General features: G+C 39.2%; 21 protein-coding genes and 1 riboswitch. All 21 genes read right to left on the reverse strand.

All coding sequences use genetic code 11. The annotated features are described in order from the left end of the window. Nucleotides 1-12 precede the first annotated feature (12 nt). The 21 genes from CEQ21_RS10710 to CEQ21_RS10810 all read right to left on the reverse strand — a co-directional run bounded on the left by CEQ21_RS10710 (nucleotide 13) and on the right by CEQ21_RS10810 (nucleotide 21,246). Nucleotides 13-564: an RNA polymerase sigma factor gene (locus CEQ21_RS10710; RefSeq protein WP_185764591.1), complete on the reverse strand. Its 552-nt coding sequence runs from the start codon at nucleotides 562-564 to the stop codon at nucleotides 13-15. Nucleotides 565-651: 87 nt separating this feature from the next. Continuing rightward, nucleotides 652-1,980, reverse strand: a complete 1,329-nt coding sequence (locus CEQ21_RS10715; protein ID WP_185764592.1) for a polysaccharide biosynthesis protein — start codon at nucleotides 1,978-1,980, stop codon at nucleotides 652-654. A gap of 196 nt (nucleotides 1,981-2,176) precedes the next feature. Beyond that, complete coding sequence (locus CEQ21_RS10720) at nucleotides 2,177-2,809, reverse strand: response regulator (protein ID WP_185764593.1); 633 nt, start codon at nucleotides 2,807-2,809, stop codon at nucleotides 2,177-2,179. Beyond that, on the reverse strand, nucleotides 2,806-3,852 hold the full coding sequence (locus CEQ21_RS10725) for a sensor histidine kinase (RefSeq protein WP_185764594.1): 1,047 nt from the start codon (nucleotides 3,850-3,852) through the stop codon (nucleotides 2,806-2,808). Before CEQ21_RS10725 ends, CEQ21_RS10720 begins: the two co-directional genes overlap by 4 nt. Further along, nucleotides 3,849-4,589: a cell wall-active antibiotics response protein LiaF gene (liaF, locus tag CEQ21_RS10730; RefSeq protein WP_185764595.1), complete on the reverse strand. Its 741-nt coding sequence runs from the start codon at nucleotides 4,587-4,589 to the stop codon at nucleotides 3,849-3,851. Before liaF ends, CEQ21_RS10725 begins: the two co-directional genes overlap by 4 nt. A gap of 116 nt (nucleotides 4,590-4,705) precedes the next feature. Then, the gene (locus CEQ21_RS10735; RefSeq protein ID WP_185764596.1) at nucleotides 4,706-5,353 is read right to left on the reverse strand and encodes a PspA/IM30 family protein; all 648 of its coding nucleotides are present in this window, start codon (nucleotides 5,351-5,353) and stop codon (nucleotides 4,706-4,708) included. A gap of 20 nt (nucleotides 5,354-5,373) precedes the next feature. After that, entirely contained in the window at nucleotides 5,374-5,724 is a 351-nt protein-coding gene (locus CEQ21_RS10740; protein ID WP_185764597.1) for a lmo0954 family membrane protein, read from the reverse strand. 183 nt (nucleotides 5,725-5,907) lie between these two features. Beyond that, on the reverse strand, nucleotides 5,908-6,912 hold the full coding sequence (locus tag CEQ21_RS10745) for a ThiF family adenylyltransferase (protein WP_185764598.1): 1,005 nt from the start codon (nucleotides 6,910-6,912) through the stop codon (nucleotides 5,908-5,910). Continuing rightward, complete coding sequence (locus tag CEQ21_RS10750) at nucleotides 6,909-7,682, reverse strand: thiazole synthase (protein ID WP_185767226.1); 774 nt, start codon at nucleotides 7,680-7,682, stop codon at nucleotides 6,909-6,911. The genes CEQ21_RS10745 and CEQ21_RS10750 overlap by 4 nt, the downstream gene beginning before the upstream one ends. Beyond that, the gene (gene thiS / locus CEQ21_RS10755; protein WP_127740131.1) at nucleotides 7,679-7,882 is read right to left on the reverse strand and encodes a sulfur carrier protein ThiS; all 204 of its coding nucleotides are present in this window, start codon (nucleotides 7,880-7,882) and stop codon (nucleotides 7,679-7,681) included. The genes CEQ21_RS10750 and thiS overlap by 4 nt, the downstream gene beginning before the upstream one ends. After that, entirely contained in the window at nucleotides 7,879-9,009 is a 1,131-nt protein-coding gene (gene thiO / locus CEQ21_RS10760) for a glycine oxidase ThiO (RefSeq protein WP_185764599.1), read from the reverse strand. The genes thiS and thiO overlap by 4 nt, the downstream gene beginning before the upstream one ends. After that, nucleotides 8,990-9,604: a thiamine phosphate synthase gene (locus tag CEQ21_RS10765; protein WP_185764600.1), complete on the reverse strand. Its 615-nt coding sequence runs from the start codon at nucleotides 9,602-9,604 to the stop codon at nucleotides 8,990-8,992. The genes thiO and CEQ21_RS10765 overlap by 20 nt, the downstream gene beginning before the upstream one ends. Before the next feature lie 142 nt (nucleotides 9,605-9,746). Beyond that, nucleotides 9,747-9,856, reverse strand: a riboswitch (TPP riboswitch). 94 nt (nucleotides 9,857-9,950) lie between these two features. After that, nucleotides 9,951-11,147, reverse strand: coding sequence for a Ger(x)C family spore germination protein (locus CEQ21_RS10770; RefSeq protein ID WP_235907239.1), 1,197 nt, complete (start codon nucleotides 11,145-11,147; stop codon nucleotides 9,951-9,953). Further along, nucleotides 11,144-12,742, reverse strand: a complete 1,599-nt coding sequence (locus CEQ21_RS10775; protein WP_185764601.1) for a spore germination protein — start codon at nucleotides 12,740-12,742, stop codon at nucleotides 11,144-11,146. Before CEQ21_RS10775 ends, CEQ21_RS10770 begins: the two co-directional genes overlap by 4 nt. Next, complete coding sequence (locus CEQ21_RS10780; RefSeq protein ID WP_185764602.1) at nucleotides 12,739-13,857, reverse strand: GerAB/ArcD/ProY family transporter; 1,119 nt, start codon at nucleotides 13,855-13,857, stop codon at nucleotides 12,739-12,741. Before CEQ21_RS10780 ends, CEQ21_RS10775 begins: the two co-directional genes overlap by 4 nt. 36 nt (nucleotides 13,858-13,893) lie before the next feature. Beyond that, nucleotides 13,894-15,015, reverse strand: a complete 1,122-nt coding sequence (locus tag CEQ21_RS10785) for a GerAB/ArcD/ProY family transporter (RefSeq protein WP_185764603.1) — start codon at nucleotides 15,013-15,015, stop codon at nucleotides 13,894-13,896. Nucleotides 15,016-15,030: 15 nt separating this feature from the next. Further along, nucleotides 15,031-15,273 carry a hypothetical protein gene (locus CEQ21_RS10790; protein ID WP_185764604.1) on the reverse strand — a complete coding sequence of 81 codons (243 nt, stop codon included), beginning with the start codon at nucleotides 15,271-15,273 and terminating at the stop codon, nucleotides 15,031-15,033. Nucleotides 15,274-15,438: 165 nt separating this feature from the next. Beyond that, complete coding sequence (locus tag CEQ21_RS10795; RefSeq protein WP_185764605.1) at nucleotides 15,439-16,584, reverse strand: DEAD/DEAH box helicase; 1,146 nt, start codon at nucleotides 16,582-16,584, stop codon at nucleotides 15,439-15,441. 199 nt (nucleotides 16,585-16,783) lie between these two features. Then, nucleotides 16,784-17,482, reverse strand: coding sequence for a GTP pyrophosphokinase (locus tag CEQ21_RS10800; protein ID WP_185764606.1), 699 nt, complete (start codon nucleotides 17,480-17,482; stop codon nucleotides 16,784-16,786). Between the two features lie 190 nt (nucleotides 17,483-17,672). Next, nucleotides 17,673-19,523: an ABC transporter ATP-binding protein gene (locus CEQ21_RS10805; protein ID WP_185764607.1), complete on the reverse strand. Its 1,851-nt coding sequence runs from the start codon at nucleotides 19,521-19,523 to the stop codon at nucleotides 17,673-17,675. Next, a complete protein-coding gene (locus CEQ21_RS10810) occupies nucleotides 19,516-21,246 on the reverse strand; it encodes an ABC transporter ATP-binding protein (protein WP_185764608.1) in 1,731 nt (576 codons plus the stop codon). The genes CEQ21_RS10805 and CEQ21_RS10810 overlap by 8 nt, the downstream gene beginning before the upstream one ends. Nucleotides 21,247-21,356: the final 110 nt, after the last annotated feature.

Here is a 21,356-nt window from a genome sequence, read left to right on the forward strand (position 1 = left end):
AAGGTCTCCACATTAAATGGAGACCAGCTTATTTACTTTCGGACGCAATTGCTCTTTTGCTCTTTTCATGCGTGTTTTAACCGTTGAAAGGGGCGTTTTTGTTTTGTCGCTAATCTCTAACAATGTATTGTTATGATAATAGAATAATAGAAGAGGCTCTTTGTACATTTGTGGCAGCTCTTCTAATGTATCAATCATTTCTTCATGAGCGCATTTGTTTATAATCGTATCCTCTGGAGGCAAGGAAACGGACGTCTCCCGTACATATGTATATACCGTTTCCTCCCAGAATTTCTTCGATGTCTTTTCTTTTCTCCAATAATCACGGCATTTATTTATCGCTATTTTATATAACCAGCTTTTTGCTTTACTGTAATCTTCGAAGGAAGAAAACGATAGATAGGAAGATATAAGTACTTCCTGATAAATATCTTCGGCTAGTTCTTTATGTTTGACCAATGAAAGGATATAAGCAAATATCGCATTTCCATGTTCTTTAATTATCTCTTCATAACAGGCTTCATTACAATCACCTGTGTAGTTATTAATTAGGGGTTCCATCATTATCCTCCTTCCCCTAGGACGCTTCTACACAATAAACGAAACAGCACCTATAAACCCCTACACTTTTTTTAAAAGTTTTTTATTTTTTTATTGATGTGCTTGTTTGCCTGGTGAAAGCCAGATGGAAAAGCCGATTTTTTTGCAAATGGTTAAATAATGCAGCAGTGCCAGGATGACAGCGCCTAAATTCATGCCTATTGCTATGCCGCCCATCTGTAAATGGCTTAAGGAGCCAAGATAGTAGATAGCTGTATACGAAAAAATAGTAGCCCAAACCGAGTGGAATACCGCATCCTTTAAGAGTCCGAGGCCAATAAGGAAAGCCTGCATTGGAATCGTGAAATAGTGCAAGAAGAAATACGGCCATAATAATTGCACAATGGAAGCAGCTTGAGATGAGTGAAAGAATTTCATTGTCAGCGGCTCTGCATAAAAGTAAAAAATGGCAATAGCAACTGAACCGTACCCAAGAGTGATCAGCATCACTTGCTTAAGCAGATGCTGTAAATGTAAGTAATTCCTTTCAGCATAAGCCTTTGACACGGTCGGAATAAGCATTGTCATAAAGGAATGCGCAATGAATGCCGGAAAAAAGCCGATAGTCAAGGCAATCCCTGCAAGCATCCCATACTGCTCTGTCGCATTAGCTGCTGTTATACCCGATGCAACCAGTGCCCCCTTTATTAAAAAGGGCTGTATAGCATGGGACAAAGCATGAAAAATCCGCAAGCCTGTCGTCGGAATGGACACAGACAAAAGATCCTTCCAAATTGCCTTGCCACCCATCCGCTCATTTTCACCTTTTCTAATGCGTTGATACTGAACGAAAAACATATGAAGCAAATACAAAAATACAACTAAATCACTGCCAACAATGGTACAGAATGCGATTAAGACAGATGTTTCCAAATCAAAGGAAAACCATTGAAAAAGAAAAACAAGCATTCCTAGTTGGACAATTTTCCGCAGGAAATTAGATGCTGCTATTTTTCCCATTTGCTGTTTGCCCATAAAGAATCCTCTTGCGATCGACGTAAAGGAAATAACCGGCAGCAGCAAAAGAACGAGCCATTTTAAGATTGGGTGATAGTCCTGGAATATTGGAATAAACGGAATGACGAAACCAGCGACTATCGTCAGCACAATTGTAAAGATGATTGTCCATTTTATTACTTGTTGAAGCATACTGTGATGATAGACTGAATCCTTTTCAGCAATAAACTTCGAAATAGAGACAGGAAGCTCAAAGCTCGCCAGCAGCACAATAAGGAATATTGTTGGCAGAACTGTCATGAAAAGTCCAAGTCCCTGTTCCCCCAATTCCCGCGCCATAACCATGTTAATCAAAAACTCAATACATTCACCAAAAAACGCCGTAACAATCAATAAAAGCGTACCCTTATAAAATGAGCTCATCGATCTCTCCTTACAAAAAAAATAGATTATTTTCTTTTGCTTTTAAACCATCATATGAGACAAGTTATAAAAATATATTTATTTGTTTTAAATTGATGTTAATCAAACGTTTGTTTAAATAGGACAAACCCAATAACGACAAGGCTTTATATCAATTGAAATAAAAAAAATCCGCAAGATTTCCCTGCGGATGCTTCTATTCAACAAGCCGATATTTAAATGCATAAATAACAGCCTGGGTCCTGTCCTGCACTTGTAGTTTGCTTAAAATATTACTAACATGTGTTTTGACTGTTTTTATGGCAATAAACAAAACATCAGCAATTTCCTGGTTGCTTTTCCCTTCAGCCATTAGCAGCAGTATTTCCATCTCTCTTGCTGTTAGTTCGTCATGAAGCAAGATTTGCGGCTTCTCTCTCATTTTCATCATCATTTTATCAGTGACCTCTGGTTCGAGAACAATCTGACCATTAAAGGTAGAACGGACTGCCTCTGCTATTTCACTTGCCTTTGACGTTTTCAGCATATAACTGGTCGCTCCTGCCTGCAATGCTGGATATACCTTCTCATCATCCAGAAAGCTCGTTACAATAATAATTTTCGCTTCTGGCCAGGCTTCCACAATATGCTTTGTTGCTTCAATTCCATCCATTTCATTCATGACCAAATCCATTAAAATGATATCAGGACGCAATTCTAAAGCCATATCAATTGCCGTTTTTCCATTGTCAGCTTCACCGACGACTTCAATATCCGACTGTGCCGATAAATAGGAGGACACGCCTATCCGCACCATCTCGTGATCATCAACAAACAAAACTCTAATCATGCTTTCGCCTCCACATCTAAAATCATTGGCACCTTCACTTCAAGCCGTGTCCCTTTTTGCTGCAGACTGACAATTTTCAGCTGACCGCCAATTTCCGCTGCCCGCTCCTGCATATTCTGCAGTCCATATGAGCCGGTTTTGCTTTCTTCCACATCGAATCCAATCCCATCATCCATGACCCTTAAGATAATATATTGTTCTCTATGTAAAAGCTGCACATCAAACTTACTTGCTTTTGCATGCCTAAGAGTATTTGATACAGATTCCTGCAGTATACGGAATAAATGGTCTTCAATCCCTTTATCTAAACTAAATTCCTCTAGCTTCCATGTGATTTTCATTTCTACTTTATGGACAAGCTCTGATAAAAGCTCCATTATTCCTTCTTTTAACGTTTTATCCTTAAGAGCTGCAGGTCTCAAGTGCAGCAGCAATGCTCTCATTTCAAGCTGTGACTGGTGGATCGTCTCTTCAACTAACTTTAACTGCTTTGACTCAATCGGATCGCCTTCTGGTTGCCTTCTTTCATTGATTGCAGATAATAGCATGGATGCAGCAAAAAGCTGCTGACTGACAGAATCGTGAAGCTCTCTTGCCAGCCGATTCCGTTCATCAGCAATGACAGCTTGCACTCTAGTATGCTGATCCTCTGCTTGCTCTGTCACAAGCTTTTGTGATAGGCGAATCTGTTCCTTAAGTTTGTTTTGTACATTCGTTATTTTTGCCCCTAAAGAATGTATTTCCTCATAAAAGCCAGAGCTCTCTCGTTCCAATTCCTTATTTTTGTCTCCGCTGTGAATGATTCCATCAAGTGCATTAAACTGCTTCCTCCACGAATACCCGCTCATAACACCAAAAAAAAGACCTATTGCCACATCCGCACTTACCAGAAATAAAACAAATGGGATATCAAGGACTTGCTTTTCCCAAATATCATTCCAGCTATCTAGTGGAAACACAAGCAGGAAGGCACCAGATGTGAACAGAAGCAGAATTAATGCAATACTCATTCCCCATAAGATTTGCCTTTGAATTATGCTCATATTCTTTTCACCTCAAGATTTCCTACAAGGAAAGAGGTGATAATCTTCACTCTTGTCTCAGCCTGGTCAAAGCCAGTGCTGCTTCTCATAATATTCATATTGAATGCATTGACCGCATTTTCTTCATCAAATATATACGCAGAACCGAGCAGGACAGAATGGTTGACACTGACCTCTAAATCATAAGGAATGTATATCTTGACATTGCCGACTAAATTTCGTACTGCTATTACTGTCTCCCCTTGCGGTAAAACGGTATAGCTTAGATCGATGATTGTGTCGCTTGCACCTGTTTGAATATTGATATCCTTCCATTCATAAACATGATCAGGTGTCTCATTCCGATGAAACAGGCGATTGCGAAACATTGGCTCCTTTTTAATAATGACTTCATCATCATCATCTACTGCTTCCTTATGCTTGATGATCGGCTTGATTACTTCTTTATTGTTCTTTTTCTGGATATACTGCACAAACCAGTAAAAAAGAAGACTAAACAGCAGGAATTTAACTGTAAACATATTTAGAACACTGATTAAAAGTATAAGCAAGCCAGCCCAAAACATCAGCTTTCCTATTTTCCTTTTTCTTCCCTTTTTACCGTAATACATTAATCCAATCGAAACTACAAAGGAAAAAATCAGCCCTGGGTGTAAAACAAAAATCTCTAATAGAAGCAGGAATCCAGCGATGATGACAATCCAACCTGCAAAGTCTTTCTTTATTCTCTGAAACAACGGAATTCCTCCTTCCATTCATGCTTGCTACGCTCTTCCGGCTATTGATAATAGTATATTATCCACACTCGGAAAGGCGTATAAAAAACCTACGCCTTTTAAGAATATCATTTTTTTCAGGAAGTGAAAGTTTCATCTTTCTTTTCCTCAATCTTTTTTTCTAAAGCAGCTATTTTTTCATCAATTGTATGCTGATAGTACTTGTTTGTTATCTTTTTCTCCAGACCGTCAATATATGTTTCCATTTCGTCGAACTTAGCTGTTCCTGCAGAATTTCCTTGTTTATCGGTAATTTTATTCATTGTGTAAGAAGCTCTAGTCATGTTTTCCTTCCCCATCAGCTCAAGACGACGAATATTCATATCCTTCAGTTTGTGCTTCATTTCTGCATATTTTGCTTCTAGCTCACTTGTCTGCTTATCAGTGATTTTCAGTGATTCCGTTAAACGGACAATTCTTTCCTCATAATGATGTTGTTCTGTCTGTGCAAAAGAGAACAATTCCTCTTCGCCAGCCTGTGAAGCAATTTCTGCTTGCTTTTTACGTTTTGCTGCAAGCTCCTCAGCCTCTTTAAGCTCTTTTGTGAATGCTTCTTTTAGTACGTATTGTCGTTTCACAAGCTCTTTTACTTTTTCTGTTTCTTTTTCACATTCTCTTAAATATTGGTTAAGAAGCGTTAGGGGATTTTTGTTTTCCTTTTTGTCGAGCACTTCGTTTATATCTGCCATTACTGCATTTTTAATTCTTTCTAATAGGTTTGCCATAATTTTTTCCTCTTTTCTGTTTAGTTTTTATTTAGTTCAGACCATTGCTTTTCAAAATTCTGGAACGGATCATCTGAGTTTGATTTCTGTGTAACTGCGCCTGATTTTTTCCACTTCTTAAACACTAACAACAGGACATATGCTGCAACAAGGGCAATAATTGCTGGAAGGTTGCTTGCTGTGATGCACAGTAACACGATACCTAAAGCACCCCAGCCTATTTTTGCTCCAGTTGTACCTGCCTTCATAAATTGCTTGAACACAAGGTACAGCAATACTCCGCTAATAACTAATCCTACTAAAGGACCTAAATGTGACAGCAGAACAATTGCCGCCGTCGCTCCTATAAGAAATAAACCAACTTTTTTCATCAATCAATCTCTCCTTTCTTATACTCCTATCATAGCTTTCGACATGATTTTTCATAACGTGCTTCCGCTTGATTTCTTTCTAAGACTTGAGGCTTAGTGAATGCTCAGCATTTTAAGGCATACGAAAAAAAGACCTTCATGCAGAAGGTCTTTATATGTAACACCTTATAAACTCAATCCTTTTCACCCCACGAGTCTGCTGTAAATCGCCCTTGCTCTTGTCCGCTCGCTTGTACCATGAATAATGGCACGGCCGTCCTTAAAGAGAACAATGCGATGGTCTTCATATTCACATGCAAGCAAATATGGATTTACTATCATATTTTGAACAACATGCTGGATGCTTTGGGACAATGCCTTTAAATCATAAATATGGGAAATGCCAGGGCGTATTTGGATGGCATCTCTGCCGCATAGTATGTCTGTCTTTGTTTGATTAACAGCTTCTAAATATGGAAAGGCCTTGTGACTGCAGGCAGGACAATGCGAATCCTTCAGTTTTCCTGTATGAATTTCTGCTTTTTGCATATTCCAAATATCATAGGATATAAGCAAAGGTTCCACGGCCTTTCCAGTGAGAATTTTCAAGGCATAAGTCGTTTGAAATGCTGCCACAAGCTGGACAATTGGGCTGATGACTCCGACACTGTCACATGTCTCTGTTTGTGCAGGGAGATGCTTAACAATACAGTGCAGGCAGGGTGTAGTGCCTGGAATGACGGGATATGTTAAGCCATAGCTGCCGACACACGCACCAAATATATATGGTATATTCATTTTTACGGCTGCATCATTAATGATGAGTCTTGTTTCAAAGTTATCCATGCCATCGATGATAATCGAAGCGTCCTTGATGATTGTCTCAATGTTTTGACCTGTTATATCCTCTATACGACAATCTATGGAAACATCACTGTTTATTTTCTCTAATCTCTGTTTTGCAGCTACAGCCTTAGGTAGCTTTAAGGCAGCATCTTCCTCGGTATACAGCTGCTGTCTCTGGAGGTTGCTCCATTCGACATAATCTCTATCTATTATAGTCAGCTTCTTGATGCCTGCTCTTGTCAGCATTTCCGCTGTCGAAGAACCAAGTGCGCCGACACCTAAAATAACCGCATGACTTTCTTCCAGTCTTTTTTGGCCTCCAGCTCCGATGAACAGCTCCTGTTTGGCATACTTTCTTATCATGATGTTACCAATCCGCTTATTGGGCTGCTCGCTTCGCCATATTCCTTCACATCCATTCGGCCAGCTTCAAAGCCAAGTCTTCCTGCTTCAATTGCCAGACTCATCGCCTTTGCCATTTTAACAGGATCGCCTGCATTGGACACTGCCGTGTTCAGTAGGACGCCATCTGCCCCAAGCTCCATTGCATAAGCTGCGTCCTTAGGAGAACCAACACCTGCATCTACAATAACAGGAATGGCTGATTGCTCAATTATCAGGCGGATATTTAACGGGTTAATGATTCCTCTTCCAGAACCGATTGGAGCTGCGCCTGGCATCACAGCATGTACACCTAACTCCTCGAGACGCTTAGCTAACACCACATCGTCAGACGTATACGGCAAAACAGTGAAACCTAACTCCAGCAGCTTTTCTGAAGCCTTCAATGTTTCAATCGGATCTGGCAGCAATGATTTGCTGCAGCCGATAATCTCCACCTTAACCATGTCACAAAGACCTGAAGCCTTTGCAAGCTTTGCAATTCTAACAGCTTCGTCCGCATTTTTCGCTCCTGCTGTATTAGGCAGCAGCGAATATTTTGTTAAATCCAATTGCTCAAGGAAGTTAGGCTGAGATTCCTCAAACACATTCATTCTTCTGACAGCAAATGTTAATATCTCGGCACCTGAGACTGCTACAGCCTCTTTCTGTATATCATATGATGGATATTTACCTGTCCCAAGCAGTAATCTTGATTGAAATGTGTGATTTCCTATTTTCAACATAATTATCCTCCTCCTACAAAATGAATAAGCTCTAATATATCCCTATTAACAAGGGTTGTAGATTGATAGTTTTCTTTGTCAATAATTTCTCTGTTTAGCTCTGCTATAACTATTCTGTCCTTAAGTCCATACCATACTAGTAAATCTTGCAATGTCACAATCTCTTCCGGTATATCCGCAGATTTCCCATTCAATTGAATAATCATTGCAGCACACCCTTTCTTTCTGCAACTTTTTCTGCCCTATCAAGCTTGAAGGCAGTAACCCAATCCTTGTTAACACTTCTTCCCATTAATAAATCCCTGATCATCATCGCTGTTGCCGGTGCCATTAATATCCCGTTTCGTTGATGTCCTGCTGCAAAATAAAGGCCTCGGGTTTCAGGATGTTCACCGATAAATGGTCTTTTATCAAAGGATTGAGGCCTTAATCCTGCCCAGAACTTATGTGGCCGCATTGTCGAAATTTCCGGCATCAGGATTTTGGCCTTCTCCATTATTTCCTGGATTCCTCCGAAGGTCGGCAATTCATTCCAATCATTCCATTTCTGCGTTGCTCCGATAACCAATTGATTGTTATTCCTTGGCACGATGTAACTTTTCTCATGAAACAATGTTTTCGTTAATGGCATTTTGTCATTTATAACAGACAAACATTCTCCTTTTATGGGAACTATGGCATGCTGCAAGCCAGCCTCAGAAAAAAACTTATTTGACCACACTCCGCAAGCAATGATTACATTATCCGCATAAAAGCTGTTGTTCGTTGTCTTTATTAGAAATCCTGTACCTTCTTGGACTACTTCAAGCACCATCGTATGTTCAAAGATTCTGGCACCGTTTTTTAGGGCGCCCTTACAAAATCCATTGCAAGCAGATAATGGCGTTACATGAACATCGTCTTTCATATAGACAGCACCGAGTATTTCCTGACTGGCATGCTTTTCAGCCATATACACCTCTTCCTTTGACAGCCATTGGACAGGGGGCAGCTTCATAACATCTTCTAGTTTTCTTTTCTCGCCTTCTGAAAACACAAGGTTTAAAATGCCGCCTTTTTTCAGCTCGATATCAATACCACAAGTATTTTTTAATTGCTTTGATAGACTGTCATATTGACAATGGCTGTTTGCAACAAATGAGTATATATCCTTGAATTCCTCCCATTCAGAATGGGCACCGAGCATTCCTGCTGCAGCACTCGTTGTTTTTCCGCCGACTTCATTTGCTTCAAATACAGCGGTTTGAATGTTTTCTGCCGATAGGTAATAGGCAATCGCATTGCCTATAATACCGCCGCCAATGACAGCCGCTTCAAACTTTTGAATTTGCATACACTTTGCACCTTTCATAATAGTTTTGAGCGGCAAGTTGCGGATTTTCCGCCCCAAAAATCCCTGACATGATGGCAATGCCATCCGCTCCGCAATTATTTATTTCACTTACAAGCTCCTCCGTAATTCCGCCGATTGCATATACAGGAATGCTGACCTGCTTCTTTATTTCATGCAATATTTTGATTCCATTTGGAGGAACCCCTCTTTTACTTTCCGTATGAAAGCAATGCCCGTAAAGGAGATAGTCAGCTCCCTCCCTTTCTGCATCTAATGCTGATTGAAGGCTATGCACAGATCTTCCTGCAAGCCGGCAGGCAGTTTTCTTTCTGACTGCCTCAATTGGTAACCCCTTTTCAGGTAGGTGTACATGAAGCATATTGGCCAGCAGCAAAATTTCTCCCCTTCCATTAACGATTATTTTTCTTTTATCTGCTCCTTTTGCCAGCAGCTGTTTGCATAGACAATAAATTTCTAACATCGATTTTGACTTCTCCCTTATATGCACATAATCAACATATGGAAGAATTTTCAGGATGATTTCACCTGTTTTTTCAACTGAAAAGGAATCATTTGTTATTGCAGCAAGCTTCATTTTAAACCACCTTTACCTATCTACTTACTCAACATTAAAGTTTAGCCATCCCTCCAAATTCTGTCTTTTCCCAACAAAAAAACCACTTTCCCGCATAGGAAAGTGGTTTGTGATTTTGTACAATACTCCAAAAAGTGCACAACAAAACAATCTGCCACTTTCCTACGCAGGTGCGAACCTGTTCAGGTTATGAGGGTTTAAAAGTAGCTACTTTATTCTCAGCCCTTATCAAGGGATCCCCTAGTGATGATTTTCATTTTCGTTTTCTTTTGTACTTAAAGGATATCATATTCACCTTATATTTCAAGCAATTATGTGAAATTTTAAGAATCATTTATCTATTTCGTTATTTTTCTACTTCGTCAAGGAAGCTATCTGATCTAATTCCTGTCCTTCTTAGAATGAAATCAAAATTCACATTTACCTTCGCTTCCGCAAAGTAGCTATTCCAGTCATCCTTGATTTTTGCAAACTGATTATTATGCTGTCTTCTCATTATTTCCCCAAATCCAAAGATATCAAGTCCGTACTCATTTTGCATTTTCGCGACAGTTTTTTGTATTTTTTCAGCAGCTGACTTGCTGACAAGATCTTCATATTTCTTAAAGGTTTCTATTTTATCCAATGACTTATAGCATTGCGTTCCTTCAATATAACCCTCGGATTTAACGTTAATAGTAAATTCAGGCCTAACTCCGTCCATCTTCGTTTGAACATTTGTTGTTGAATGAATAATCCTAACAGCACTATATTCATTTTCACCGCATTGTACTGTTAATGTTGTATTTTTGAATTTGTCTGTTATCCATAAATATACCCTCGTATCGTCTAATGGCAGAAAACCCGCCAGCTTCTTCTTATTGAAGAAGGCAAGTGAATCAACTAATACAATCGCTTCGGGCGTTACATTATTCATATTCTCAACAGATGCTCCGACCTTTTTATCCCCTTCGACAACTACTGTATTTAAGACAGCCTCTTTCCCCTCTAAGGTGACATCATTGATAAAGTCATTTATCCGCATGTCCGGATCCCCGCCCCAATCTTGGAACATATTCTCAAGCTGTGTGGACAGCTTCAATGAAGACGACTTACGGTACAGATTTGTGACCTTCAATACATCAGACGCCTTATTACCTTTAGCGATGAGAATCTTAAAATCATCGCGCAGCTCTCTGTTTCTCTCTAAATAATCAATAAAATCAATCATACCTGACTTTGCCACTTCTTCTGAAATAACAAGCAGCTTCATATGAGAAAACACAAGATACTGTGCATAATATTGGCTGAACTGATGGCTGACTTCTGATAAGGTTTCCCCTTCAATCGTTTCAACTAATGACGGAGCATTTCCTCCGCTCGTCCGTGAATTCAGCTCTGCAGCATTCAAGGCTTCAACAGTAACCTCATATTTCCCGTCATCACCTTTATCGATAGCCATCCCAGAAACTAGCTTTATCTCTGAAAGCTCCTTTCGATCCCAGCATCCACCCAAAAGGCATACAATTAAAACAGAAATTAACATCTTTCCAAACAGCTTCAATCTCCGCTGCCTCCTTTCGACTGCTTAGGAGGAGATGGAGAGCCTTGAGGCTTTTGCTTATCCAGGGTGGTAGGACTTAAATAAGCTGGCCGCTTGTTTTGGAACCAAATCGGTGTGCGAATAAAGATATCCTTCTGATCCTCGACTATAAATGGTGCAACTGGCGCTAGATAAGGAACACCGACAGAACGGAGTGAGCTAAGATGTGCCACCATGAATATCAACACGAGTAATACACCATACAATCCTAGGATGGAAGCGACTATAATAAGAACGAATCGGATAAGCCGTGAAGCATTCGCAAAGCTGTAGTTTGGAAATACAAAGTTGGCTATTGCCGTAATTGCCACAATAATGACCATGATATTAGAAATGATTCCCGCTTCTGCTGCAGCCTGACCGATAACTAACGCACCAACAATTGAAACTGTCTGCCCTACGGCCCTTGGCATACGGACACCGGCTTCTCTTAGTATTTCAAAGGTTATTTCCATAATAAAGACCTCAATTACCGCAGGGAACGGCACACCCTCCCGCTGGGCAATAACGCTTAACAGCAATGTTGTCGGCAAAAGCTCTGGGTGAAAGGTCAAGACTCCTACATATGCAGAAGGCATAAGCAGACCAATCATAAAGGACAAATATCTTATCATCCTGATAAAACTGCTCATAAAATAGTTTTGGTAATTATCCTCAGACGATATAAAGAAATCTGTCAGTACAGCAGGAACTAGTAAAATAAAAGGTGTTCCATCTGTAATAATACAAATTTTCCCATCTAAAAGCGCAGAACTGACAGAGTCTGGTCGCTCTGTATTTAAAGCTAGCGGAAAAACAGTCGCTGATTTATCTTGGATAAGCTCTTCTATATTTGCAGACTCGAAAATAGCAGAAATATTGATATCTTTTATCCGCTTCCGAACCTCTTCTAGAATCTTCTCATTAACAATTCCTTTTATGGAACCAATGTACACACTTGTTCTTGTTTCATTACCTACCTTGAACTTTTCAAATTGGAGATTATGATTTTTGATTCTTTTTCGGATCAAGTTAATGTTTGTAGATATATCCTCAACAAAGGCATCCTTCGGTCCTCTGACAACTGTTTGTGTTGTTGGCTCTGAGACCGTTCTTCCTTCACTGTTAATAAAGCTTATAGTGAGTGCTGCCGGAACGCCCTTAATGATAACAGCAATTCTTCCTTCTAGAATAGTCTCAGTCATTTCACTTAGTGTATGGATGAGCTTATATCCTGAAACTCCAAAGGCTTTTTTTCCGAAGGCTTGCAGTTCATCTACACTGGTGATTCTTATATCCTGTTCAACAGGACTTTCTAAGGTTTGTCCAAGCATATCTTTGAGGAAATCCGTGTTAATTACCGTGTCCAAATAGAAAATAATTGCTTCAGACTTACCAACTAGGATGTCATCTGCCTTTAAATCAGCAGTATGTCCAAAAATCTTTTTCGTTTCATCCTTTATCGTTTCAAAGCTGATGTTTTTCATCTCAATTTCTTGTGCTTTGCTTGGTGTGGAATTGGAAGGAATTTGTTTTTTGGCGTTAATATTCATCAGTTTCTTCAAAAACTTATTCATGCTTTTACCTCCTTGCCTGCACTTCGGTCTTTTCTCCATTTCTTAAACAATAATGTGACAAGCACTAATATAGGCACTCCATATTCCATCGGCAAATGCAGGACAAAGATATCCACATAAAGACCTTCCCGAATATGATCCGAAAAATCATTACTAATGAAAATGGAAAACATCGATACGATGCATGCGATAGGAATGGAAAAAAAGCGATACGGCTTATTAAACACATATTCCAACCCCTTAAGACCTCCGTATATAAAAACAGAGCTTTTAATTAAAATCCCAAGCATAATAATGAAGACGACTAATGCATCAATTCTTTCAATAAATTCCCCGATGCTTACTAGCCTCGCCGCACTAAGTAAAGGAAAGTTAGAACGGATAGCGATGTTCTCCCCTAATGACGTAATTATTAGGAAAACAGACAGTAGCAAGAGCATGCTGGCGATAATAACGCCGAAAATACTAATAACTCTGCTGTATTTAAAGTTAGTCACATCAGCAAGCACCACTGTAAATGCAATCATCTCTCCATAAGGAAAGACAGATATTGATGGTACAATTGCTTTCACTATCGGTTTCCAGCCATTAGCAGCAACCGGTTCTAAATTAGAAATTTCAATATTGCCGCTGCCGTACAAGAAAACAAAAAGCATCAACATGAAGGCAAATGTATATGGTGTGAAAATTTCCGAGGTTCGGCCAAGTACCTCAATACCCATATAAAGAATGTAGCCTATTACAAGCGCAAGCAAAGCAACGGTGACCTCGATCGGCGTTAAGGGTAATATCGCCGCTGAAATCATTTCTCCAAAGTCCCTTATTACCCGACAGGCAATATAAAGAAAATAACAAATATATCCAAGTGACATGACAATTGCAACAGGTCTGGAAAAGCAAATTTCCAATATTTCGAAGAAGTTTTTTCCGGGCTGCAAGGAAAGTAAAAAATAATAAGCAGATATAATAAGCAAACCAATAAAAAGCCCTGCTATGATGACAATCCAAGCATCACGCTTTGCTTCCATACCTACCCCGACTACAATAGCGCTGCCGAGCAGGAAATTTATAACTAATGTAATTAATTGGCTTAATGATATGTTTTCCTTTAGCATACGCTCAACACCTTATGTCTTAATGCACAGCAAGATTTACATATTCCTTTCTTTCATCTGCTTGCTATGTTTTCCCCTCCATTTCTTAAACAGGAGGATTACCGTCAATAGAAGTGGCAGTCCGAACTGGAGCGGCACATGCAATAAAAACGGGTTGGAGAATAACCCTTCATCTAAATGATCCGAATACCCTTTTGCAATAAAGATCGAGAAAAGAGAAACCACACATGATATTGGGATTGCAAAAAAACGAAATGGAATAGTGAAAATATACTCTAGTCCCTTTAATCCACCATATATGTATATAGAGCTCTTCACTAATGTTCCTAATACCATTGTGAAGACAACAATAGCATCAACCCGCTGAATAAATTCGCCAATTGAAATTAGCCGTGCTGCACTCAACAGAGGGAAATTAGAACGAAGGGCAATATTTTGACCCAATGAAAGAATAATCAACAATGATGATGCTATGAGAAGAAGACTGGAACAAATCACACTGACCATCACAACCTTGTTGCTTAAATCTAATCTCGTTACACTCGGAAGAATGAATGTTAAGAAAAGGAGCTGACCATATGGGCGGATGAGCTCATATGGAAAAATCACCTTCCATAAAGGTTCAAATCCCTCTCCCAATACTGGCTTAATATTGGATAAATCTAAATTTTTCCCTGAATATAAAAACACACATAATAAGACCATAAATATGATGGCATATGGTGTAAAAATTTCAGAAGTTCTTGCAAGTACCTCAAGCCCTAAATAAAGCACATATCCAATAACAAGCAGCAGTGTAAATATGCTGAATTCAATCGGAGTTGTCGGAAGAACTGTAGCTGAAATCAATTCGCCAAAGTCCCTGATGATACGACACGCATAGTACAAGAAGTAGATAGAGTAGACTAAGCTTAAGCAAATTGCTATCGGCCTCTTAAAGCAATACTCAAACATCTCGTACAGGTTTTTCCCCGGAAGAAGCGCGCTTAAATATAAATAAAATGTGGTAATCAGTATCCCAAATGCAAATGCAATTAAGAGGGCAATCCAAGCATCCTCTTTTGCGTCTAATGCAAGTCCGAAAACAATGGAGCTACCAATTTGGAAATTGAATACAAGTGCTGCTAGTTGGCTTAAAGAAATATTCTCTTTCAGCATCGGACTCCACTTCCTTTAGTTTTTAGCTTGTGATTTATTGCCTTGCAGCTTCTTTTTCAGTCTTCTAAAGTCAACTACTACAGACCAGATAAAGCCAAAGACTGCCGTTAGGACAATGGTGATTGCTCCTGCTCCAACCTCCGCCTTGTAAATGTTCATAAAGCAATTTTTTAAGCTGTCATGAAAAACAAACAAATCAAGTATGAGTGTAAGGCTCCCCATCATGCCAATCATTAATAAATAAACAAATGTAACCATATATCATTTCACCTGCAAATAGTAATATTCTTGTCTTATCTTGTGAAAATTCTCCAATATTATGTAGAAAATATTTGCAGGGATAAAAATAAAAAATGCTGGTGAAAATTTCGCGGCATTTAAACTGCAAAAAAGCCGCTAATTAGTTAGCGGCTTTTCATTTGTCTATTGATTATTTACTTCTGAAATTTCACCTTTAAAGAAAACTTTGCGCTCTAGCGGGAGTTTAAGTTCTTTCAGCATTTGCTTTAATTCTCTTTCTTCTCTGTCTGTCACAAGGCTGATGACTGTTCCTTCCTTGCCGAATCTGCCTGTACGACCGGAACGGTGGATATACTGTGTTTTGTCTTTAGCAAAGTCATAGTGGACAACATGTGTTATATTTTGGATATCTAATCCGCGTGCTGCAACGTCTGTTGCAAGCAGCATAGATGTTTTGCCTGAACGGAATAGTCTTGTATATTTTTGTCTGTCCATTTTGTTAAGATCGCTATGAAGTCTGCTTGTTTGAATCTCTTTAAAGGCAAGTTTTTCGTGGAGTACATCCAATGTACCGATATCCTTAACAAAAACAAGCACTTTCGCATTCTCCAAACGAGAGATTTTCTCCATTAGCTTGATCTTGTCTCGATGCTCTGCCTGGAAATAGATATGGTTTACATCTGCTGCTTCAATACTCGTATCCTTTTTAACAGTGATAACAGCAGGTTCTTGCAGCAATTCCTTGCCAAGCGATGCTGTTCTTTCTGTCAGTGTTGCTGAGAACATAACAACCTGTCTTTCCTCTTTCTGTGTTGCTTTAATGATTTGACGGACATAGTCAATATGTTCAGGAACTAACATTTGATCTGCCTCATCAAGCACAATCGTTCTTACTTCATGCATTTTAAGCTTCTTCTGCTTAATAAGCTCCAACGCTCTACCAGGTGTACAAATAGCGAGGTGAGGACTTTTCTTCAGCTTTTCCAACTGTCTTTTTACATTGGCTCCGCCGATAAAGGAAGCGGAACGGATTCCACTGTTTTCTCCCCATTTTTGAACCTCACCAAGTATCTGCATAACCAGTTCTTGGGAGGATGCTAATATGATCGCCTGCATAGCTCTTGATTCAGCATCAATTTTATTTAAAACCGGCAGTAGGTATGCCAACGTTTTTCCAGTTCCTGTTGGTGATTCAGCGATGATATCTTTTCCAGCTAATATTTCAGGTATCGCCTGTTCTTGAATATTTGTCGGTTTTTGAAAGCTTGCTTTCGTCCAATTTTCTGCTACGAAAGGTTTCATCTTATTTAAAAGGTCTTGATTACTCATTTTATTCTCCTTCTTTACACAGCTTACGCTTTTGCTCTTCACTAGGAAGAAATAGCTTTTTTGCACTATGGCTGTTTATTGCCTAATATCTACTTATTATAGATTATTCTCCTAAAAATAGATATGCAATCATGATAGCTGTTAAACAATGAAAAAAGACTGTCGGCAAAGTTGCTGCCGACAGTCCTGTAAAAGTTTATTAAACAAGGGTTTGGGCATCTCCGACTGTTTGGTAAATATCCACCCTGTCCTTAATCTTTTTCATTTTAACATCCAGTTCATGTGCAGCATCTGCTGCTTCCTTCAGCTCTGCAAGCAAATATTCTGGAATGCCTTTATCAAATTTATAATATATTTTATGTTCAAGGCTCGCCCAGAAGTCCATCGCAATTGTTCGTATTTGCACTTCCACAAATACTTCTTCCATTCCATTGCTTAAAAACACTGGGACCTTGATGATTAAATGCAGGCTCTTGTAACCATTTGGTTTTGGATTTTCAATATAATCCTTTACTTCGATAATTTTCAAATCGCTTTGTCTCTTAAGCATTTCATATAAATCATAAATATCTGAAATGAATGAGCAGGTGATGCGGACGCCGGCAATATCGTGAATATGCTCCTTCGCATTTTCAACCGTTATGCCAAGACCTTTCCTATTAAGCTTCACCATAATTCCCCTTGGATCTTTAATCCGGGATTTTATATGTTCAATCGGATTATGATTGTGGATAAATTGAAATTCTTCATTTAATATTTTAAGTTTCGTATTAACTTCCTCTAAAGCAAAACGATAGACAATCAGGTTGTTTTTCCACTCTATCAGTTCATTGGAGAGATCATCTAAATTCCATTCGCTTATAGGTAGAAGTCCTTCATTCTTGTTAGTACGATCCATAAATCAATAAGTCTCCTTTGGTTTTCTTATAACCTTTTCTGCATTGACTCCTATGTTTTTCAAAAGCTCGATAATCTGATCGATCGTTTTCATTTAACCATTCACCTCTTCGCCAATGTTAAGGATGACAGCATCTAACCCTATTATAAAGAAAAATGACCGGTCAGTCAAATATCCTTTACCTGGCAATTTAAGGACAGGTTTCGTCGTTTTCGCCAGCATCTGTGCTGAACTGATTTTGGTTCAAGCGAGCATAAAATCCATTTTTTTGCAAGAGCTCGTCATGTGTCCCACGTTCGATGACTTCTCCATCATTCAAGACTAAAATACAATCAGCATGCTTAATTGTGTTAAGTCGATGGGCGACAACAAAGGAGGTTTTCCCTCTCATAAGCACCTGCAGCGCTTCTTGAATTTTCACCTCTGTTATCGTATCAATGCTGCTCGTTGCCTCATCAAGAATTAGAACCTTTGGATCGGCGAGTATTGCTCTAGCAATCGACAACAGCTGCTTTTGACCTTGACTTATGCTGTTTCCGTCTGCTTCCAGCACAGTTTCATAGCCGTCTGGCAGACTATCAATGAAGCCATGTGCATTGGCAAGTTGCGCTGCCTCCTCTACTTCTTTATCCGAAGCATCTAATCTTCCATAACGAATATTTTCGCGAATAGTTCCGCCAAATAAATAGGCATCCTGAAGAACAAAGCCCATATGCTTGCGCAAACTCTCCCTTTTTATTGACGTAATATCCTTACCATCTAGCTTGATGACTCCACCAGTAGCATCATAGAATCTGGACAGCAGATTAATGACCGTTGTTTTCCCTGCTCCTGTTGGCCCAACAAGAGCAACTGTTTCACCAGGCTTAGCACGGAAGCTAACACCCTCAAGTATTCCTTTATCTTCTTCATAAGCAAAAGACACATTGGAAAAGACAACATCCCCTGATACTTGAAAGAGTGAAACTGCCTTTTCTTCATCCTTTTCCTCGCGCTGCTCATCAAGCACTTCAAACACTCGTTCAGCACCGGCAATGGCCGACAATAATGTGTTGAACTGGTTGGAAAGATCATTCAAAGGACGAGTGAACTGTCTTGAGTACTCAACAAATATGACGATAACTCCAATAGAAATGTTTCCTGTTTTTAAAATAATTAGACCGCCGACGCCAACTATTAGGGCAAAACTAATATTATTGAGCATATTCATCAGCTTGGGGATAAACCCTGAATAAACCTGTGCCCAATAGCTGACATTCTTCAAATTTTCACTTTTATCCACAAGCTCCATAATCATTTTATCTTCTAATGAGAAGGTTTTAACAATACGCTGACCTGAAATGGACTCTTCAATAAAACCATTAAGCTCTCCTAATTTTTGCTGTTGCTGCTTAAAAAGCAGGCCTGTTCTGGCTGTAATCCATTTCATGCCCCAATACATGGCAGGTATGATAATTAAGCTCAAGAAAGTTAGGAGCGGACTAAGCCAAAGCATAATCGAAATTGTCCCTATAAGTGTCAGTACACTTGAAAAAATCTGAATGACAGAGCTGTTAAGTGTTGAGCTGACATTTTCAATATCATTTGTCACCCTGCTCATCAATTCTCCATGCTGTTTCTTATCAAAATAAGAAATCGCAAGCTCATGAAACTGGGCAAACAAGTCAGTTCGGAGCTTATAAACAGTCGATTGAGAAATGCCAATCATCCAGTAATTCTGCAAGAATAGGCTGACAGAATAACAGAAGTAAATAACACCCAATAGGAGCAGCATCGTGCCAAGCCCGTTAAATTCTTTATTAACAATATAATTATCAATGGATACTCCTATTAAATATGGGCCAAGCAGTCCTAAAAAGCAGCTGGCAGCGACAAGGAAAAGCACAAGAATAAGCAGACCTTTCTGAACAGCTATGTATTGCCATAATCGGTACAATGTCTTGCCCATATTACGCGGTTTTGCTTTAACCTTTTTCTTTACTGTCTTTGTGTCTAAATCTGGCTTCGGATAATGAAAGGCTTCTGTTAATGTCTTAAACATGGCTTGCCTCCTCTTTACCTAGCTGTGATTCTACTATTTTCTGGTACAAGTTATTTTCCTTGAGCAGCTGGTCATGATGAGCATATGCAAGGATTTTCCCCTCCTCCATTAGCAGAATTCTATTTGCCTTTCGGGCAGTTGCGATTTTTTGCGTTATTAACAGTGCCGTCGTATTGTATGTGGATATTGCTTGAAGCAGCTCTTTTTCTGTTTGTAAATCTAAAGCACTAGTACTATCATCTAAAAGGAGGATTTTCGGTTTTCTTACAAGTGCCCTCGCAATGGATAGCCTTTGTCTTTGACCACCAGATAAATTAATTCCCTTTTGCCCGATTCTAGTATCATACTTCATTGGAAGCTTCATAATCGTTTCGTGTATTTGCGCGTCCTTAGCTGCCTTAACAATTTCATCATCTGTGGCAAAAGGATTTCCCCAGCGAATATTTTCTTTAATTGTTCCAGTAAACAACAAGGAAACCTGTGGAACATAACCAATTTGCTTTCTTATTGAATCAAGATTGTAATCCCTTATGTCTGTGCCATCAATATAAACTGCTCCCTTTGTCGGTTCATATAGTCTTGGAATAAGCTGAAATAAAGTTGTTTTCCCTGCTCCAGTTATTCCCATAACAGCAATCACTTCATTTGGCTCGACAGTAAAGCTGATACCAGCAAGCACACTTTGTTTTGTATTTGGATAAGAAAAAGCAACATCTTTGAATGCTAATTCCCCGTTTATTTCAAGCTGTTTTGAGGCATTTCCATGTCCGCTGCTATCCTTTCCTTCTATGTCGAATACTTCCTGCAGCCTGTCAGCAGATGCCTTGCAACGGGATACGACCATAATAAGCATGGTAATGACAGATAAAGAAGAGGTTATTCTTAACGAATAGTTTATGATTGCCACAACATCCCCAACCTGTGTTTGCCCTGCTGCAATTTGACCTGATCCTAACCAGAGAATGGCAATAATGCATAAGTTCATAATGAACAACAGGAGTGGAACGGTAATTTCCATTAACCTTAGTGCTTTCTCCGTATTTCTTCTTAAGTCATCGCTGGCAAAAATAAATCGGTCTGTTTCAAATCGTTTTCGAACATATGCCTTAATCAGCTTAACGGCTGTTAAGTTTTCAAGCATAACATTGTTCACAAAGTCTAATTTCCCTTGAACTTTTTTGAACAACCTTGCGCCTTTGCGAATAACCCAAACAAACATTAGGATAATAACTGGAATTGTCACTGCAAGCAAAAGAGCTAGTCTTGCATTAACAACGAAGGACATGATAATTCCTCCAATTATTAACAATGGTGACCTTAACAGAAAACGCAGACCCATAAATATCATATTTTGCAGCTGTGTAATATCATTTGTCAGCCTTGTTATTAAGGAAGAGCTGGCAAACTTGCTGCTGTTGGCAAATGTGAAGTATTGAATGATTGAGTATAGATCTTTTCGAAGGCTGTAGCCGAAATTTTGGCTGACATGAGCGGAATAAAAAGTATTAATAATTCCTGCTGCAAAAGCAAGCAGTGAAATGCCGACAAGGATACTTCCCCATAGGATAACTGTTTCTGTGTTTTCCTGTGCAAGTCCATCATCAATAATTTTTGCCATGATAAGTGGCTGGAACAGCTCTACTGCAAGTTCTGTCAGCATAAGAATTAGTGCAATGGCGATGCTGACTTGATATGTCCAAAGCCTTTTGAATATTTTTGTCATTATTCTCCTCCCGCCTTTTGCACATATAAATTAGCGTTTACGATTTCTTTAGGAAAACTAAATATTGATAATATCATACCTCTTTTTCCATAAATAGAAAACACGGTTTC

The organism is Niallia circulans (assembly GCF_007273535.1).
Lineage (GTDB): Bacteria > Bacillota > Bacilli > Bacillales > Cytobacillaceae > Niallia > Niallia circulans_B.

What these genes read in the sequence shown, in the direction of transcription:
- CEQ21_RS10720 (WP_185764593.1), bottom strand. Translation starts at nt 2,809, where the DNA reads ATGATTAGAGTTTTGTTTGTTGATGATCACGAGATGGTGCGGATAGGC.
- CEQ21_RS10740 (WP_185764597.1), bottom strand. Translation starts at nt 5,724, where the DNA reads ATGAAAAAAGTTGGTTTATTTCTTATAGGAGCGACGGCGGCAATTGTT.
- CEQ21_RS10765 (WP_185764600.1), bottom strand. Translation starts at nt 9,604, where the DNA reads ATGAAGCTTGCTGCAATAACAAATGATTCCTTTTCAGTTGAAAAAACA.
- CEQ21_RS10715 (WP_185764592.1), bottom strand. Translation starts at nt 1,980, where the DNA reads ATGAGCTCATTTTATAAGGGTACGCTTTTATTGATTGTTACGGCGTTT.
- thiS (WP_127740131.1), bottom strand. Translation starts at nt 7,882, where the DNA reads ATGATTATTCAATTGAATGGGAAATCTGCGGATATACCGGAAGAGATT.
- CEQ21_RS10805 (WP_185764607.1), bottom strand. Translation starts at nt 19,523, where the DNA reads ATGTTTAAGACATTAACAGAAGCCTTTCATTATCCGAAGCCAGATTTA.
- CEQ21_RS10790 (WP_185764604.1), bottom strand. Translation starts at nt 15,273, where the DNA reads ATGGTTACATTTGTTTATTTATTAATGATTGGCATGATGGGGAGCCTT.
- CEQ21_RS10800 (WP_185764606.1), bottom strand. Translation starts at nt 17,482, where the DNA reads ATGGATCGTACTAACAAGAATGAAGGACTTCTACCTATAAGCGAATGG.
- CEQ21_RS10785 (WP_185764603.1), bottom strand. Translation starts at nt 15,015, where the DNA reads ATGCTGAAAGAGAATATTTCTTTAAGCCAACTAGCAGCACTTGTATTC.
- CEQ21_RS10725 (WP_185764594.1), bottom strand. Translation starts at nt 3,852, where the DNA reads ATGAGCATAATTCAAAGGCAAATCTTATGGGGAATGAGTATTGCATTA.
- CEQ21_RS10795 (WP_185764605.1), bottom strand. Translation starts at nt 16,584, where the DNA reads ATGAGTAATCAAGACCTTTTAAATAAGATGAAACCTTTCGTAGCAGAA.
- CEQ21_RS10735 (WP_185764596.1), bottom strand. Translation starts at nt 5,353, where the DNA reads ATGGCAAACCTATTAGAAAGAATTAAAAATGCAGTAATGGCAGATATA.
- CEQ21_RS10745 (WP_185764598.1), bottom strand. Translation starts at nt 6,912, where the DNA reads ATGATAAGAAAGTATGCCAAACAGGAGCTGTTCATCGGAGCTGGAGGC.
- CEQ21_RS10775 (WP_185764601.1), bottom strand. Translation starts at nt 12,742, where the DNA reads ATGAATAAGTTTTTGAAGAAACTGATGAATATTAACGCCAAAAAACAA.
- CEQ21_RS10810 (WP_185764608.1), bottom strand. Translation starts at nt 21,246, where the DNA reads ATGACAAAAATATTCAAAAGGCTTTGGACATATCAAGTCAGCATCGCC.
- CEQ21_RS10780 (WP_185764602.1), bottom strand. Translation starts at nt 13,857, where the DNA reads ATGCTAAAGGAAAACATATCATTAAGCCAATTAATTACATTAGTTATA.
- thiO (WP_185764599.1), bottom strand. Translation starts at nt 9,009, where the DNA reads ATGCAAATTCAAAAGTTTGAAGCGGCTGTCATTGGCGGCGGTATTATA.
- CEQ21_RS10710 (WP_185764591.1), bottom strand. Translation starts at nt 564, where the DNA reads ATGATGGAACCCCTAATTAATAACTACACAGGTGATTGTAATGAAGCC.